Raw genomic sequence first — 16,407 nt, 5'->3', positions numbered from 1 at the left:
AAATACATGTTCCCTTGTGGGAGCGAGCCTGCTAGCGAAAGCGGACTGTCAGTCAACGATGATGTTGATTGTGCTGCCCTCTTCGCGAGCAGGCTCGCTCCCACAGGGGTTCAGTGTGTTAGCTGTCTTCTTCTATATCCAGCAACAGGTTTTCCAACGCCTCGCGATACTCACCCGGCTCCTTCCACATCCCCCGCTGCTGCGCCTCAAGCATCCGCTCAGTCATATCACGCAAGGCATGAGGATTGTGCTCGCGGACAAACTCCCGAGTCGCCGGATCCAGCAAATACGCGTCCGCCAGCAACGCGTACTGGTGATCGTCGATCAACTGCGTGGTCGCATCAAACGCAAACAAATTATCAACCGTCGCCGCCAGTTCAAACGCACCTTTATAGCCGTGCCGTTTCACCCCGTCGATCCACTTCGGATTCGCCGCCCGGGAACGGATCACCCGGTTCAGCTCTTCCTTCAACGTGCGGATTTTCGGCAAGTCGGGCTGGCTATGGTCGCCGTGATAACTGGCCGCTGCTTCGCCGCTGAGGCTTTCCACCGCCGCGAGCATACCGCCCTGGAATTGGTAGTAATCGTTGGAATCGAGCAAGTCATGCTCGCGGTTGTCCTGGTTCTGCAGCACCGCTTGCACCTGGCTCAGGCGCTGGGCGAATTGTTCTTTCGCGGCCGTTCCTTCATCGGAACCGCCATAGGCGTAACCGCCCCAGTTCAGATACACCTCGGCCAGATCATCGCGGCTTTGCCACAGGCGACCGTCGATGGCGCCCTGCACACCCGCGCCATAGGCACCGGGCTTGGCCCCGAAAATCCGCCAACCGGCCTGACGTCGCGCCGATTCTTCATCCAGACCAGAGGCCAGCAAGACTTCACGCTCGGCGCGAACCTTGGCGGCCAGTGGATTGAGATCATCCGGTTCATCCAGTTCGGCGACCGCTTGTACCGCTGCGTCAAACAACCGAATCAGATTGGCAAACGCATCGCGGAAGAATCCGGAGACGCGCAAGGTCACGTCCACTCGCGGACGGTCGAGCAAACTGATCGGCAGGATTTCAAAATCATCAACGCGCTGACTGCCGGTGGCCCACACCGGGCGTACGCCCATCAATGCCATGGCCTGGGCGATGTCGTCGCCGCCGGTGCGCATGGTCGCTGTGCCCCATACGGACAGGCCGAGCTGGCGCAAGTGGTCGCCATGGTCCTGCAAGTGCCGCTCAAGAATCAGGTTGGCCGACTGGAAACCGATGCGCCATGCGGTGGTTGTCGGCAGGTTGCGCACGTCCACCGAATAGAAATTGCGCCCGGTGGGCAGCACATCGAGGCGACCACGACTGGGTGCACCGCTCGGACCGGCGGGGACGAAACGACCGCTGAGGGCGTCGAGCAGGCCACGCATTTCTGCGGGGCCGCAGGCGTCAAGGCGTGGAGCGACGACTTCGCGCAGGTTGTCGAGGATGGCATGCACTTCGCCCCAACTCGCCTCCTGTGGGAGCGAGCCTGCTCGCGAAGGCGGTGGATCAGTCACCGTCGATGTTGAGTGATCGATCGATTCGCGAGCAGGCTCGCTCCCACAGGGATCGGGGTTGCCTAAGGCCCGCGAGATCAGCTGTGCGGCAAACAACTCAAGCCGCTCGCGGGTATCCCCGGCCGTGCGCCAAGCTTCATCGCTGATCGATTGCAGCTCATCGGGACGCGGCCCAACCCAAGGTTCAGCCAACTCACAATCCAACGGATCAAACCCCAGCGCAAACGCCTTGGCCAACGCCCGCAGCAAACTCGACTGCGCGCCCCGCCCATCACCCCGAGGAATCCGCAACAACGCCAGCAACGTATCAATGCGCAAGCGCCCGGTCGGCGACTCGCCAAAGATATGCAGGCCATCGCGAATCTGCGATTCCTTCAAATCACACAGATACGTGTCCAGGCGCGGCAGCCAGATCGCCGCATCCGCATCGCTGTCGAGCTTCTCGTCCAGTTGCAGTTCGCGGTCGATGTGGGTGTCGCGCACCAGTTGCAGGATGTCGCGCTGCAACTCCCGGGCGCGGCGTGGATCAAGCAGTAGTGCTTCGTAATATTCGTCCGCCAACAGCTCAAGGTTGCGCAGCGGGCCGTAGGTTTCGGCGCGGGTCAGCGGCGGCATCAGGTGGTCGATGATCACCGCTTGGGTGCGGCGCTTGGCCTGGGCGCCCTCGCCCGGATCGTTGACGATAAACGGATAGATGTTCGGCAGCGGCCCGAGCAACGCGTCCGGCCAGCAGTTTTCCGACAGCCCGACGCCCTTGCCCGGCAGCCATTCCAGATTGCCGTGCTTACCGACGTGGATCACGCCGTGGGCGCCGTAGGTGTTGCGCAGCCAGAAGTAGAACGCCAGATAGCCGTGAGGCGGCACCAGATCGGGATCGTGATACACCGCGCTTGGATCGACCTGATAACCCCGGGCCGGTTGAATGCCGACGAAGGTCAGGCCGAAGCGCAGCCCCGCAATCATCATCCGTGCGCCCCGGAACATCGGATCGTTTTGCGGCGGGCCCCAACGTTCCAGCACCGCTTGGCGATTGGCTTCCGGTAGCGCATCGAACATCAGCAAATAGTCGTCCAACGCCAGGCTTTGCATGCACGGGCGCTGGTCGAGGCTGTCGAGGTCATTGCTGACGCCGCCGAGCAGTTGCTGGATCAACGCGGTGCCGCTCTCCGGCAACTCGGCCGGCAGCGGATAGCCTTCTTTATACAGCGCCCGCAGGATATTCAGCGCCGCCGCCGGCGTATCGAGGCCGACACCGTTACCGATGCGACCATCGCGGGTCGGGTAGTTGGCGAGGATCAGCGCGATGCGTTTTTCGCCATTGGGCACCCGCGCCAGATCGATCCAGCGCCGCGCCAGTTCGGCGACGAAATCCATGCGTTCCGGTTGCGGCCGATAGCAGACCACGTCGGACTGACTGCGCTCACTGCGCCAGGCCAGATCCTTGAAGCTGATCGGCCGGCTGATGATCCGCCCGTCGAGCTCCGGCAACGCAATGTGCATCGCCAGATCCCGTGGGCCAAGGCCCTGTTCGCTGGCGCGCCAGCCGGGTTCATTGTCCTGGGCGCAAATCGCCTGAATCACCGGGATATTGCGGCGAAACGGTCGCAAGTGCGGCGCTTCGGGGCTGGATTGGGCGAAACCGGTGGTGTTGAGAATCACCGACGCTTCGACGACATCCAGCAAGTCCTCAACCACCGTCAGGCAGCCGGGCTCTTTCAAACTGGCCAGCGCAATCGGCAACGGGTTCAGCCCGGCTGCTTGCAAACGCTGGCAGAAAACATCAATGAAAGCGGTGTTCGCAGCCTGCAAATGCGAGCGGTAAAACAGCACCGCCGCCACCGGTTGATCGGCCTGCCAATCGGCTTGCCAATCACTCAGTTCAGCGGGGCTTTTTTGCGGATGGTAGATCGCGGTGCGCGGCAGGGTTTGTGGCTCGGCCCAGGCGTAATCGCGATCCAGCCAGCGATTGGCCAGGCAACGGAAAAAATCCAGCGCATTGCCCATGCCGCCCTGACGCAAAAACTGCCAGAGCCGGTCGCGGTCTTCCGCGCCGACGGTGCTCAGGTCGCTGAGTTCCGGGTCTGGGCGGTCATCGCCGGGCACCAGGATCAGTTGCACGCCGCGTTCGGACAGTTCGACCAGCCGCTCGACGCCGTAACGCCAATAGGCGATGCCGCCATGCAGCGAGATCAGAATCACCTTGGCGTGGCGCAGCACTTCATCGACATACAAGTCCACCGACGCATGGTTCTGCACCTGCATCGGGTTGGCCAGGCGTACGCTCGGGTAGTCGTCGGGCAATTGCTGCGCGGCTTCGGCGAGCAGCGCCAGGCTGGAATCGCCGCTGCACAGGATCACCAGTTCGGCGGGGGTTTGTCCAAGGTCGGCAATGTTGTCATCCGACACGAAACCGCCGGGCTGGGTCCTGAGCAGGTGCATGGCTTAAACGCTGAGCGCAGCGCGCAGTTGCGCTTCGAGTTGAGCAGCGTCCAGCTCCTGGCCGATCAGCACCAGACGCGTGGTGCGCGCTTCATCGGCGCCCCACTGACGGTCGAAATGCTTGTCGAAACGCGTGCCCACGCCCTGGATCAGCAGGCGCATCGGTTTGTTCGGGATCGCTGCGAAACCCTTGACCCGCAGGATGCCGTGCTTGACCACCAGTTGGGTCAGCGCGTCCATCAGCAGGCTTTCGTCGGCTTGTGGCAGCTCGATGGAGATCGAATCGAAAGCGTCATGATCGTGATCGTCTTCACCTTCGTGGTGGTGATCGTGATGGCTGTGACGGCTGTCGATGTGTTCTTCGGAACCGGCGCCGAGGCCGATCAGCACGTCGAGTGGCACACGACCGCTGCTGGCTTCGATGACTTTTACCGCTGGTGGCAGTTCTTCGGCGACTTCCAGGCGCACGCGGGCCAGGTCTTCCGGGCTGATCAGATCGGCCTTGTTGAGGATGACGAGGTCGGCGCTGGCCAGTTGGTCGGCGAACAATTCGTGCAGCGGCGATTCGTGGTCCAGGTTCGGGTCGAGTTTACGCTGGGCGTCGACCTGGTCCGGGAACGCGGCGAAGGTGCCAGCGGCTACGGCCGGGCTGTCGACCACGGTGATCACCGCGTCAACCGTGCAGGCGCTGCGGATTTCCGGCCACTGGAAGGCTTGCACCAGTGGTTTTGGCAGGGCCAGGCCCGAGGTTTCGATCAGGATGTGGTCGAGGTCGCCACGACGCGCCACCAGTTCGCGCATCACCGGGAAGAATTCTTCCTGGACCGTGCAGCACAGGCAGCCGTTGGCCAGTTCGTAGACGCGGCCGTTGGCTTCTTCTTCGGTGCAGCCGATGGAGCACTGCTTGAGGATGTCGCCGTCAATGCCCAGCTCGCCGAATTCGTTGACGATCACCGCGATGCGGCGACCCTGGGCGTTGTCGAGCATGTGCCGCAGCAAGGTGGTTTTGCCCGAGCCGAGGAAGCCGGTAACGATGGTGACGGGGAGTTTGGCCAGTGTTTTCATCGGATGCCCTTTGGCAAGGTGGCGGGCATACGGGACGACGACCGCAGCGATAAAGGCGCGGAAGATTTCGCCACCGGATCACCCCGCCCGGTTGTAGTGAGAATTCGTTTCGAGGCAGGTCTCCTGGCTGACGGTGTGCCGGTCGTTGGACTGGCGTTGGCTGCGCCTTCCCGCGAACCCTTTGGAGGGGTTTGCAGTGGCGTGGCAGCGAACATCACCGTTCACAGTTGCGGGGGCAGCCGCGGCATCGACCGCGTTCCCTTCTTAGCTTCGGCAAACGCCGAAGAACCTCGAAAGCGCAAGGCTACGCATGGTGTGGGGGCGGGTCAATCATTGCGCGGTACGCGCTCCCCTGTAGGAGCTGCCGAAGGCTGCGATCTTTTGACGTTGCTTTAAAAACAAGATCAAAAGATCGCAGCCTTCGGCAGCTCCTACAGGGGCTCCGTCAACCTTCGCGCCGTATTGAGAACCCATGCCAATTGACTCCCCCGCCCCGCCCATGCTCTCCTGTACGCCTTGTTACGGGTGCCCTTCACAGGGTGAAACGGGAAACCGGTGAATCATGTGCTTTACTCTAAAGCCATGTCAGTCCGGTGCTGCCCCCGCAACGGTAAGCGAGCGAAGAATCAGATCCACTGTGCCGGCAGTTCGGCATGGGAAGGTGATTCTTGCAGGTTTCGGCGCAAGCCTTGACCCCTCGTGAGCCCGGAGACCGGCCCGCAACACAAAGTGACCAGTACGATCACTGAATAACAAACCCGCGGTGGGCGGGCGCTGTTTGAACCTCTGCGCACACGCTCGCAGGGGTTTGCATGCGCTCAATTCACCCGCTGACAGACCAGAGGGAAGCGCCATGTCGATCATCAGCAGCACCGACAGCAGTACCAAGAACGCCACCGCCAGCACCACATCCACCCTGAGCCAACGCCTGACCGCCGCCGTATGTGCGTCGATCCTTGGCGCGTGCCTGGTGTATTTCGCCGGTTTCTCGCACATCGAAGCGGTGCACAACGCCGCACACGATACCCGTCACAGCTCCGCGTTCCCGTGCCATTGAGACCTGCCGACATGATCAAGCGTATCGCGCAAACCGCAGGCTTCACCGGGCTGTTGGCCGCCCTGCTGCTGACCCTGCTGCAAAGTTTCTGGGTCGCCCCGCTGATTCTCCAGGCGGAAACCTATGAGAAATCCGAGCCTGCCGCAATAGTTGCTCACGAGCACGCCGATGGCGCCATGGCTGCGCACACCCACGACGCCGAAGCCTGGGAGCCGGAAGACGGCTGGCAGCGCGTGCTGTCCACCACCGGCGGTAATCTGGTGGTCGCGGTCGGTTTCGCACTGATGCTCGCCGGTCTCTACACCCTGCGCGCCCCGACCAAAACCGCTCAGGGCCTGCTCTGGGGTCTGGCCGGTTACGCGACCTTCGTACTGGCGCCGACTCTCGGTCTGCCGCCAGAACTGCCGGGCACTGCTGCCGCCGATCTGGCACAACGGCAGATCTGGTGGATCGGTACTGCTGCGTCCACCGCTGTCGGCATCGCGCTGATCGTGTTCAGCCGTCACTGGCTGATGAAGATCCTCGGCGTGGCGATTCTGGCGGTTCCGCACGTCATCGGTGCACCGCAACCGGAAGTCCACTCGATGCTGGCTCCGGAAGCCCTGGAATCCCAGTTCAAAATCGCTTCGCAGTTGACCAACGTAGTGTTCTGGCTGGCCTTGGGCCTGATCAGCGCCTGGTTGTTCCGCCGCAAAAGCGATGGTCAATACAACGCATGATTGATCCAGGCACAGCGCCGACTTTAGTGGTCGGCCTGGGCTGCCAGCGCGGCTGCCCCGCCAGCACATTGCGGGCGTTGCTCGATCAGGCACTGCAGGCGCATCACATCGAACTTCGCCAGATCAAGGCTTTGGCCAGCATTGACCTGAAGCGTGATGAACCGGGCCTGATCGAGTTGGCCGCGCAGTTGGGGCTGCAGGTGATGTATTTCAGCAGTGAGCAATTGGCCGGTTATCAGCCGCAACTGAGCCATCAATCGCAGATCGCGTTTGAACGCACCGGTTGCTACGGCGTAGCGGAAAGCGCCGCCCTGGCCCTGGCTGAACACCTGGCCCAGGCACCGGCGAAGCTGCTGATTTCCCGACAAAAATACGCCCAGGCCACCCTCGCATTGGCCAGTGCTGCGTAAAATCCCCGATAATCCCCGCCTCGATCATGAGCAATCTTCATCTGAAGCCTTGCCCAGCCCCTTTTTTCCATAGGAACTGACGATGACCGTCTACTTCATTGGCGCAGGTCCCGGCGACCCGGAACTGATCACCGTCAAGGGCCAGCGGCTGATTCGCAGCTGCCCTGTGATCATCTACGCCGGCTCCCTGGTGCCGGTTGCGGTGCTCGAAGGCCACCAGGCGCAAACTCTGGTCAACAGCGCCGAGCTGCACCTGGAACAGATCATCGAACTGATCAAGGCCGCCCACGCCAACGGGCAGGATGTGGCGCGGGTGCATTCTGGCGATCCGAGTCTGTATGGCGCGATTGGCGAGCAGATTCGTTACCTGCGTGAGTTGGGAATTCCCTTTGAAATCGTGCCTGGCGTCACGGCGACGGCGGCTTGTGCAGCGTTGCTCGGGGCTGAGTTGACGTTACCGGATATCTCGCAAAGTGTGATTCTGACTCGTTATGCCGACAAAACCGCGATGCCGGCCGGTGAAGAGCTGGGCAGTTTGGCGCAGCATGGGGCGACCATGGCGATTCATCTGGGGGTCAATCATCTGGAGAAGATTCTGGCCGAATTGCTGCCGCATTACGGCGCGGACTGTCCGATTGCGGTGATTCACCGGGCGACGTGGCCGGATCAGGATTGGGTGGTCGGGACGTTGGCGGATATCGCCGGGAAGGTTGAGGCCAAGGGGTTTCGGCGCACGGCATTGATTCTGGTGGGCCGGGTGTTGGGGAGCGATCACTTTAGCGAGTCGTCGCTTTACCGCGCGGGGCATGCGCATCTTTACAGGCCCTAAGATCAAAAGATCGCAGCCTTCGGCAGCTCCTACATGGGAATGCGTTCTCCTGTAGGAGCTGACGAAGGCTGCGATCTTTTGCTTCACCCATAAAAAAACGGCACTCACGGGTGCCGTTTTTTACTTTCAGCAGACGAACACCTTAGTAGTAGGCGTTTTCTTTCTGCGTGTGGTCGGTCACGTCGCGAACGCCCTTGAGCTCGGGAACGCGCTCGAGCAAGGTGCGCTCGATGCCTTCACGCAAGGTCACGTCTGCCTGGCCGCAGCCCTGGCAACCGCCGCCGAACTTCAGCACGGCAATGCCGTCCTCGACCACATCGATCAGGCTGACCTGACCGCCGTGGCTCGCGAGCCCCGGGTTGATCTCGGTTTGCAGGTAGTAGTTGATGCGCTCGTTGACCGGGCTGTCGGCGTTGACCATCGGGACTTTGGCGTTTGGCGCCTTGATGGTCAGCTGGCCGCCCATGCGGTCGGTGGCGTAGTCGACTACCGCGTCGTCCAGGAAAGCTTCGCTGAACGAATCGATGTACGCGGTGAAGCTTTTGAGCCCCAACGCGGTGTCTTCAGGTTTTTCTTCGCCCGGCTTGCAGTAGGCAATGCAGGTTTCGGCGTACTGGGTGCCAGGCTGGGTGATAAAGACGCGGATGCCGATGCCTGGGGTGTTCTGCTTGGAGAGCAGATCAGCCAGATAATCGTGGGCGGCGTCAGTGATGGTAATAGCGGTCATGGAAACTCCTCGCAGGCTTGGGCGCAGTTTACGCCAATCATCGCGCCGTACAAAGTCCTAGTATTTTTGTCGGGAAAGCGCCAGCGCGGGTTGAGCAACCGTTTCGCCGTCAATCCGGGCTTTAAGCCACCGATAGCTGCGTTTTTCCACCCATTCGTAACTGGCCCAGGACGCCAGACCGATAGTCGCCGCGCAAACGACGAACATCACGTAGGGATTCACGCCATAGCGCTGTGCGACAAATCCCCCGGCGGACAGCACCAGCACATGCATCAGGTACACCGAGTAGGAACAATTGCCCAGCAGCTCGAACACCCGATTGTTCTCGAAAAAACGCTCCAGCGCGATGCACGCGATTACCAGCACCGCGCTCGGCAAGCCCCAGGTCAGGAAACGCGGCGCCGGCGCCCAGTGATAAATTGCCAGCAACGCGCCGCCAACCCCCAGCAGCGGCAGCCACAGCCCCGGTTTAATCCAGCCGCGCCGGTACAGCATGCCGATGGCGATCCCCAGCAAAAACTCATAAACGATGTCCGAACGGTAGAACTCGCTGACCCAACCATAACCGGTCCAGGCCTGGCAGACCGCGAACAGCAACGCCGCGACGATCACCAGCCTGAAGTGCAAACGGAACAGCAGCGCCCAGCCGAACAGCAGGTAAAAGAGCATTTCGTAGTTGAGGGTCCAGCCGACGTTGAGGGTCGGATAAATCCCGTAACCGCCGGGGTTCTCCGTAGGAATAAACAACAGCGACAGCAGGAAATGCGACCAGTCGACGGTTTGATCCGGCAATACCGGCCGGGCAAACACCACCACCAATGCCATCAGCGCGGTGTACAGCCAGTACGCCGGAACGATCCGAAACAGCCGATACAACAGGAATCGCGCGGGCGGCAGGGATTTGCCTTCGGTGGAGAGGAAAATCACCAGGCCGCTGATGACGAAGAAGATGTCGACGCCCACCGCGCCCTTGTCGATGAACGCCTGCCCCACAGGCCCACGGGCCTGGAAGTCGAAAAAAATCTGCATGAAATGGTGGCAGACCACCGCCCAGGCTGCGATGGCGCGCAGGGCTTGTACTGAAATCAACATTGATGGCCCTCCCAAACACAAATCCACCAATCACCACAGATCCCTGTGGGAGCGAGCCTGCTCGCGAATGCAGTGTGTCAGGCAATATTTATGTCGATTGACACACCGCCTTCGCGAGCAGGCTCGCTCCCACAATTGGAATCTGTGGTGTCTCTGGATTGGGACAGCAGCTGCGATTCAAAAGTCGATCAAAGATTCTCGTACCGATTCATGTCCAGCACGCCCTCTTCCACCGGGTCGGTTTCGTGGACGTAGGTACTCAGGTCATGGAAGTAGAACCAGAACTGCGGATGGCTGCGCCGAATCCCCCAGCGCTCGACGATTTTCTCGAAGCGATGGGCGTCCTTGGCGTTCTCCATCGCATCCACGAAATCAGGCACTTGCTCGGCCGGAATGTTGAACATGAAGTTCGGATAGCTACTGAGTACGCCCGGGTAAATGGTCAACGTGTCGAGCCCCGGCTGATAGCGCAGGGACTCACCGAGCAGGAACGCCACGTTGCTGTGGGCGCGGTTGCGCAGCAGGCTGTAGATCTCGCGTTTGCCGCTGGCAGTTTCGATGCGCAGCATGGTCGCTTCGGGCAACTGGTCGATGACTTTCAACCCGGCAGCCGGCCTTGAGGTCAGGCGACTCAAGGCCTGTTCGGCATTCTGCAACGCCGGATCAATGTTCGGCCGCGAGCAATAGGCACCGTCGCAGCGGTTGATCGGGTCAGGCTTGGCGTTCAGGTCGCCATAACGGGCCAGCAACTGCATGGCGAAATCCCGTTTCGGGTCTTTTTCGTCGAGTTTCAGCGCGGTTGGCTTGTCGTTGTCGATGGCTTCGTAATCCAGCCACATCTTGAACTTGCCGCTGCTCTGGTACCAATCGTCGAGATAGTCATCGCGAGAATCGGCGGGCATCAGGCGCAGGAAGTTTTGCTCGGCGCCGTTGCGGATCAGGTCGAAATACAGGCGCGTCTGGGCCTGATGGGAGACGTTGCCGAACACGTCGAAGTTGACCGCCAACTGGTAATAGGTGCGCTCCAGTAACGGGTAATCGAACAGCCAGATGGTTTGCGGCACATCACCGATCAGGCCTTTGTTCACCGAAGCGCTGTCGAAATGGCGGAAAATCGAAAGCAGCGCGTTGTCATTCCCGGCCCACAACGTCGACCAGCTCGGCGCCGGCGCATCGGCATAACTGTCCCGGCGCAGGGCTTCGTATTCATTACGTTTGTCGCGGTAGTTGTGCCACAGGCTCAGCACGCTGCCGACATCGTCGTTCTGCCCCGGCATTGCCAGCAACGGCGTGGCCTGGCCGCGATAGTTCGGGTCGGTGATGTACAGGTCATGTTCCGGGGCCTGGAACAGCGCCCAAAAGTTGTCGCGAATCACGTCGGTGGCGATCTGCCCGCGACACACCGGGCCGCGAATAAAGGTGCGCACGAAGTATTCGGCGTTATCGAGCATGAACTGATAGCGCGCCTGGGCCGGGATCGCTTCAAACGTGGTGAACGGATTGGCCCGACGCTCCGGGCCGTAGCCCGGCAAGGCGTTGACCTGCCAGTTGCCACTGAAAAACAGGCTTTTGACCCGCGCCAGTTTCGCCGCGCTGAGCGGATAGGTAATGTGGGTTTTCTGCACGATCACGCCCTGCACCGGCCACAAACGGTAGTAAACCTGGGTGCCCGGATCGTCGTTCGGCCGGCGCGTGTTGATCAGGTCGATCGGCTGGCCGGTCGGCGTGCGCGAACGCACCCACTGGAAGAAATGCCCCGGTTCGCCGTCCTTGAAGTAGATATGCGCGAGGAACCAGTGTTCGAACAACCAGCGGCCCACAAGGCTGCCGCGCGAACCGTTGGCGTTGAGCAGGTTTTCCCACTGCACCACCTGCAAGGCTTCCTTCGCGGAAGGCACCAGGCCTTGTTCATCAATCGGCGCACCGGACGCGAGCCAGCGTTGCAACGTCTGGTATTGCTGATCGGTCAGGCCAGTCACCGCGAGCGGCATGCCTTCTTTCGGGTGGGCGCCGGCATAACCATCGAACTCTGCCGGCATCGCGCACATGTTTTCCCGGTTCAGGCCCAGCACGATGTCTTGCTGCAGCTTGGCGTTGGGCGTCAGCGGGGTTTTGTGGCCGAGTTCGAGCATCCGCGCCATCAGCGCCGCTTGGCTGCCCTGGGCGTCGAGCACCGAATAGAAGTCCTTGTGCTGCCAGGCGAGTTTGCCGAAGGCGTCATAAAACAGCCGGGTCGGCGCGGCGGCCACACTGCGCTCACCATCGTAGACCGGCGTCTTGGTCGCGCCCCGGGCCGCGCCTTCGCCACTGCCCAGGTTGAGCTGACAGGCGGAGTCGTAGCAGGCATGGCAGGCCACGCACTTTTCGGTGAAGATCGGTTGAATGTCGCGGGTGTAGGAAATGGCCGGTTCCTGCGCAGCGGCGCCCCAGCTTAGAAACAGCAAAACAATGCTGATGACGCGATACGACATGTCCCTGGTCCCGATCATGAAAAATCGCCGCGATTCTACCGGTCTGCCATCGCCACCAACATGAGCGATATTCATGCAAAACCTTGGCATGCTCTAAAAGCGCACAGGTTTGCTATTATCCCGGCCCTTCGTCATGGTCTTTCCGAGTAGTCCAAATGTCCGATCGCAGTGTTCGCCTTCAAGCTCTCAAGCACGCCCTCAAAGAGCGCATCCTGATTCTCGACGGCGGCATGGGCACGATGATCCAGAGCTACAAGCTCGAAGAGCAGGATTACCGTGGCAAACGCTTCGCCGACTGGCCGAGCGACGTCAAGGGCAACAACGACCTGCTGATCCTGACCCGTCCGGACGTGATTGGTGGCATCGAGAAAGCCTACCTGGACGCCGGCGCCGACATTCTGGAAACCAACACCTTCAACGCCACCCGGATTTCCATGGCCGACTACGGCATGGAAGAACTGGCCTACGAACTGAACGTAGAAGGCGCTCGCCTGGCGCGCAAGGTTGCCGATGCGAAAACCCTCGAGAACCCGGACAAGCCGCGCTTCGTCGCTGGCGTGCTCGGCCCGACCAGCCGCACCTGCTCGCTGTCGCCGGACGTGAACAACCCCGGCTACCGCAACGTGACCTTCGATGAACTGGTGGAAAACTACACCGAGGCCACCAAAGGCCTGATCGAAGGCGGCGCCGACCTGATCCTGATCGAAACCATTTTCGACACCTTGAACGCCAAAGCCGCGATCTTCGCCGTGCAAGGGGTGTTCGAGGAATTGGGCGTCGAGTTGCCGATCATGATCTCCGGCACCATCACCGACGCCTCCGGCCGCACCCTGTCGGGCCAGACTACCGAAGCGTTCTGGAACTCGGTAGCCCACGCCAAGCCAATTTCGGTCGGCCTGAACTGCGCCCTCGGCGCCAGTGAGTTGCGTCCGTATCTGGAAGAGCTGTCGAACAAGGCCAGCACCCACGTTTCCGCGCACCCGAACGCCGGCCTGCCGAACGAATTCGGCGAGTACGACGAACTGCCGGCAGAAACCGCCAAGGTCATCGAAGAATTCGCCCAGAGCGGTTTCCTCAACATCGTCGGCGGTTGCTGCGGCACCACGCCGGGGCACATCGAAGCCATCGCCAAAGCCGTGGCCGGTTACGCGCCGCGTGAAATCCCGGAAATCCCGAAGGCGTGCCGCCTGTCCGGCTTGGAACCGTTCACCATTGATCGCAGTTCGTTGTTCGTCAACGTCGGCGAGCGCACCAACATCACCGGTTCGGCCAAGTTCGCCCGCCTGATTCGCGAGGACAACTACACCGAAGCCCTGGAAGTCGCCCTGCAACAGGTTGAAGCCGGCGCCCAGATCATCGACATCAACATGGACGAGGGGATGCTCGATTCGAAGAAGGCCATGGTGACCTTCCTCAATCTGATTGCCGGTGAACCGGACATCTCCCGCGTGCCAATCATGATCGACTCCTCGAAGTGGGAAGTGATCGAAGCCGGCCTGAAGTGCATCCAGGGCAAGGGCATCGTCAACTCGATCAGCATGAAAGAAGGCGTCGAGCAGTTCATTCACCACGCCAAACTGTGCAAGCGCTACGGTGCCGCCGTCGTGGTGATGGCGTTCGACGAAGCCGGCCAGGCCGACACCGAAGCGCGCAAGAAAGAAATCTGCAAACGCTCCTACGACATTCTGGTCAACGAAGTCGGCTTCCCACCGGAAGACATCATCTTCGACCCGAACATCTTCGCCGTGGCCACCGGTATCGAGGAACACAACAACTACGCTGTGGACTTCATCAACGCCTGTGCCTACATCCGCGACGAACTGCCGTATGCGCTGACCTCCGGCGGCGTGTCCAACGTGTCGTTCTCGTTCCGTGGCAACAACCCGGTGCGCGAGGCGATTCACTCGGTGTTCCTGCTGTATGCGATCCGCAACGGCCTGACCATGGGCATCGTCAACGCCGGTCAGCTGGAGATCTACGACCAGATCCCGGCCGAACTGCGTGACGCCGTGGAAGACGTGGTGCTCAACCGCACCCCGGAAGGCACCGACGCCCTCCTCGCCATCGCCGACAAGTACAAGGGCGACGGCAGCGTCAAGGAAGCCGAGACCGAAGAGTGGCGCGGCTGGCCGGTCAACAAGCGTCTGGAGCATGCACTGGTCAAGGGCATCACCACGCACATTGTTGAAGACACGGAAGAATCCCGTCAGTCGTTCGCCCGGCCGATCGAGGTCATCGAAGGCCCGCTGATGTCCGGCATGAACATCGTTGGCGACCTGTTCGGCGCCGGCAAAATGTTCCTGCCGCAAGTGGTGAAATCCGCCCGCGTGATGAAGCAGGCCGTGGCCCACTTGATCCCGTTCATCGAACTGGAAAAAGGCGACAAGCCGGAAGCCAAGGGCAAGATCCTGATGGCCACCGTGAAAGGTGACGTGCACGACATCGGCAAGAACATCGTGGGCGTGGTGCTCGGCTGTAACGGCTACGACATCGTCGACCTCGGCGTGATGGTGCCGGCGGAGAAGATCCTGCAAGTGGCCAAGGAACAGAAGTGCGACATCATCGGCTTGTCCGGTTTGATCACGCCTTCGCTGGATGAAATGGTCCACGTCGCGCGCGAGATGCAGCGCCAGGACTTCCATCTGCCGCTGATGATCGGTGGTGCGACCACCTCGAAAGCGCACACGGCGGTGAAGATCGAGCCGAAGTACAGCAACGACGCGGTGATCTACGTCACCGACGCCTCCCGCGCCGTGGGCGTGGCGACGCAGTTGCTGTCCAAGGAATTGAAGCCGGCGTTCATCGAGAAGACCCGCCTGGAATACATCGAAGTCCGCGAGCGCACCGCCAACCGCAGCGCCCGCACCGAACGCCTGAGCTACCCGGCGTCCATCGCCAAGAAGCCGCAGTTTGACTGGAGCACTTATGAGCCAGTGAAGCCAACGTTCACCGGTTCTCGCGTGCTGGATAACATCGATCTGAAGGTGCTGGCCGAATACATCGACTGGACGCCGTTCTTTATCTCCTGGGACCTGGCCGGCAAGTTCCCGCGCATCCTCGAAGACGAGGTGGTCGGTGAAGCGGCTACCGCGCTGTACGCCGATGCCAAGGAAATGCTCGCCAAGCTGATCGACGAGAAACTCATCAGCGCGCGTGCGGTGTTCGGTTTCTGGCCGGCCAATCAGGTGCGTGAGGACGACATCGAAGTCTACGGCGATGATGGCAAGCCGATTGCCAAGCTGCATCACTTGCGCCAGCAGATTATCAAGACCGACGGCAAGCCGAACTTCTCCCTCGCCGACTTCGTCGCGCCGAAGGACAGCGAAATCACCGACTACGTGGGTGGCTTCATCACCACCGCCGGGATCGGCGCCGAAGAAGTGGCCAAGGCGTATCAGGACGCAGGCGACGATTACAACTCGATCATGGTCAAGGCCCTGGCCGACCGTCTGGCCGAGGCTTGCGCCGAGTGGCTGCACCAGCAGGTGCGTAAAGAGCACTGGGGTTATGCCAAGGATGAGACGCTGGATAACGAGGCGTTGATCAAAGAGCAATACACCGGCATCCGCCCTGCCCCCGGCTACCCGGCCTGCCCGGACCACACCGAGAAAGGCACGCTGTTCGCCCTGCTCGACCCGCAGGCGAGCGAAATGCAGGCCGGCCGCAGCGGCGTGTTCCTCACCGAACACTACGCGATGTTCCCGGCAGCAGCGGTCAGCGGCTGGTACTTCGCGCATCCGCAGGCGCAATACTTCGCCGTGGGCAAGATCGACAAAGACCAGGTGCAGAGCTACACCTCGCGTAAAGGCCAGGAACTGAGCGTCACCGAACGCTGGCTGGCGCCGAACCTGGGTTACGACAACTAAGCCCTCGGACTGGCCACCGCTCTGTGGCCAACAGAGAGTCCCTGTGGGAGCGAGCTTGCTCGCGATGAGGCCATGACAGTCAAAATCAATGCGACTGACAGGCCGCCATCGCGAGCAAGCTCGCTCCCACAGTGGTTTCAGGTCATTCACGAATTCCCGGTTCAACCCTGATCCATTGTGGGAGCGAGCCTGCTCGCG

Annotated in this window: 10 protein-coding genes and 2 riboswitches; of the genes, 5 read left to right on the top strand and 5 right to left on the bottom strand. The window is 61.1% G+C overall.

What is annotated here, in order from left to right; translation table 11 throughout:
• Nucleotides 1-118: 118 nt before the first annotated feature.
• Both cobN and cobW read right to left on the bottom strand, forming a co-directional pair.
• Nucleotides 119-3,973, bottom strand: coding sequence for a cobaltochelatase subunit CobN (gene cobN / locus LOY68_RS14060; RefSeq protein WP_265045304.1), 3,855 nt, complete (start codon nucleotides 3,971-3,973; stop codon nucleotides 119-121).
• Between the two features lie 3 nt (nucleotides 3,974-3,976).
• Nucleotides 3,977-5,038, bottom strand: a complete 1,062-nt coding sequence (gene cobW / locus LOY68_RS14055; RefSeq protein ID WP_320110096.1) for a cobalamin biosynthesis protein CobW — start codon at nucleotides 5,036-5,038, stop codon at nucleotides 3,977-3,979.
• 95 nt (nucleotides 5,039-5,133) lie between these two features.
• Nucleotides 5,134-5,346: riboswitch (cobalamin riboswitch) on the bottom strand.
• Between the two features lie 198 nt (nucleotides 5,347-5,544).
• Nucleotides 5,545-5,774: riboswitch (cobalamin riboswitch) on the top strand.
• A gap of 117 nt (nucleotides 5,775-5,891) precedes the next feature.
• On the opposite strand from cobW, the gene LOY68_RS14050 reads away from it, so the two are divergent.
• The 4 genes from LOY68_RS14050 (at nucleotide 5,892) to cobM (ending at nucleotide 8,053) form a co-directional block, all read left to right on the top strand.
• Entirely contained in the window at nucleotides 5,892-6,095 is a 204-nt protein-coding gene (locus tag LOY68_RS14050; RefSeq protein WP_265045302.1) for a CbtB-domain containing protein, read from the top strand.
• A gap of 11 nt (nucleotides 6,096-6,106) precedes the next feature.
• Nucleotides 6,107-6,814, top strand: a complete 708-nt coding sequence (locus LOY68_RS14045; protein ID WP_265045300.1) for a CbtA family protein — start codon at nucleotides 6,107-6,109, stop codon at nucleotides 6,812-6,814.
• Nucleotides 6,811-7,224 carry a cobalamin biosynthesis protein gene (locus LOY68_RS14040; protein WP_163909836.1) on the top strand — a complete coding sequence of 138 codons (414 nt, stop codon included), beginning with the start codon at nucleotides 6,811-6,813 and terminating at the stop codon, nucleotides 7,222-7,224. Before LOY68_RS14045 ends, LOY68_RS14040 begins: the two co-directional genes overlap by 4 nt.
• 82 nt (nucleotides 7,225-7,306) lie before the next feature.
• Complete coding sequence (cobM, locus tag LOY68_RS14035) at nucleotides 7,307-8,053, top strand: precorrin-4 C(11)-methyltransferase (RefSeq protein WP_265045299.1); 747 nt, start codon at nucleotides 7,307-7,309, stop codon at nucleotides 8,051-8,053.
• A 142-nt stretch (nucleotides 8,054-8,195) separates the two neighbouring features.
• On the opposite strand, the gene nfuA is transcribed toward cobM, so the two are convergent.
• The 3 genes from nfuA to LOY68_RS14020 form a co-directional block, all read right to left on the bottom strand.
• On the bottom strand, nucleotides 8,196-8,780 hold the full coding sequence (gene nfuA, locus LOY68_RS14030; protein WP_054050953.1) for a Fe-S biogenesis protein NfuA: 585 nt from the start codon (nucleotides 8,778-8,780) through the stop codon (nucleotides 8,196-8,198).
• 57 nt (nucleotides 8,781-8,837) lie between these two features.
• Nucleotides 8,838-9,872 (bottom strand): acyltransferase family protein, encoded by a 1,035-nt coding sequence (locus LOY68_RS14025; RefSeq protein ID WP_265045296.1) that lies wholly within the window; start codon nucleotides 9,870-9,872, stop codon nucleotides 8,838-8,840.
• A 188-nt stretch (nucleotides 9,873-10,060) separates the two neighbouring features.
• Nucleotides 10,061-12,343, bottom strand: a complete 2,283-nt coding sequence (locus LOY68_RS14020) for a fatty acid cis/trans isomerase (RefSeq protein WP_265045294.1) — start codon at nucleotides 12,341-12,343, stop codon at nucleotides 10,061-10,063.
• A gap of 155 nt (nucleotides 12,344-12,498) precedes the next feature.
• Here LOY68_RS14020 and metH point away from each other — a divergent pair, with 155 nt between their 5' ends.
• A complete protein-coding gene (gene metH, locus LOY68_RS14015; protein ID WP_265045292.1) occupies nucleotides 12,499-16,209 on the top strand; it encodes a methionine synthase in 3,711 nt (1,236 codons plus the stop codon).
• Nucleotides 16,210-16,407 lie beyond the last annotated feature (198 nt).

Origin of the sequence: Pseudomonas sp. B21-053, from assembly GCF_026016365.1 — a bacterium.
Lineage (GTDB): Bacteria > Pseudomonadota > Gammaproteobacteria > Pseudomonadales > Pseudomonadaceae > Aquipseudomonas > Aquipseudomonas nunensis.
This window is presented reverse-complemented; position numbering and strand designations above follow the sequence as displayed.

Excerpts from the sequence above, each read along its gene's own strand:
- metH (WP_265045292.1), top strand. The coding sequence starts at position 12,499 with ATGTCCGATCGCAGTGTTCGCCTTCAAGCTCTCAAGCACGCCCTCAAA.
- LOY68_RS14020 (WP_265045294.1), bottom strand. The coding sequence starts at position 12,343 with ATGTCGTATCGCGTCATCAGCATTGTTTTGCTGTTTCTAAGCTGGGGC.
- nfuA (WP_054050953.1), bottom strand. The coding sequence starts at position 8,780 with ATGACCGCTATTACCATCACTGACGCCGCCCACGATTATCTGGCTGAT.
- cobM (WP_265045299.1), top strand. The coding sequence starts at position 7,307 with ATGACCGTCTACTTCATTGGCGCAGGTCCCGGCGACCCGGAACTGATC.
- LOY68_RS14025 (WP_265045296.1), bottom strand. The coding sequence starts at position 9,872 with ATGTTGATTTCAGTACAAGCCCTGCGCGCCATCGCAGCCTGGGCGGTG.
- LOY68_RS14050 (WP_265045302.1), top strand. The coding sequence starts at position 5,892 with ATGTCGATCATCAGCAGCACCGACAGCAGTACCAAGAACGCCACCGCC.
- LOY68_RS14045 (WP_265045300.1), top strand. The coding sequence starts at position 6,107 with ATGATCAAGCGTATCGCGCAAACCGCAGGCTTCACCGGGCTGTTGGCC.
- cobN (WP_265045304.1), bottom strand. The coding sequence starts at position 3,973 with ATGCACCTGCTCAGGACCCAGCCCGGCGGTTTCGTGTCGGATGACAAC.
- cobW (WP_320110096.1), bottom strand. The coding sequence starts at position 5,038 with ATGAAAACACTGGCCAAACTCCCCGTCACCATCGTTACCGGCTTCCTC.
- LOY68_RS14040 (WP_163909836.1), top strand. The coding sequence starts at position 6,811 with ATGATTGATCCAGGCACAGCGCCGACTTTAGTGGTCGGCCTGGGCTGC.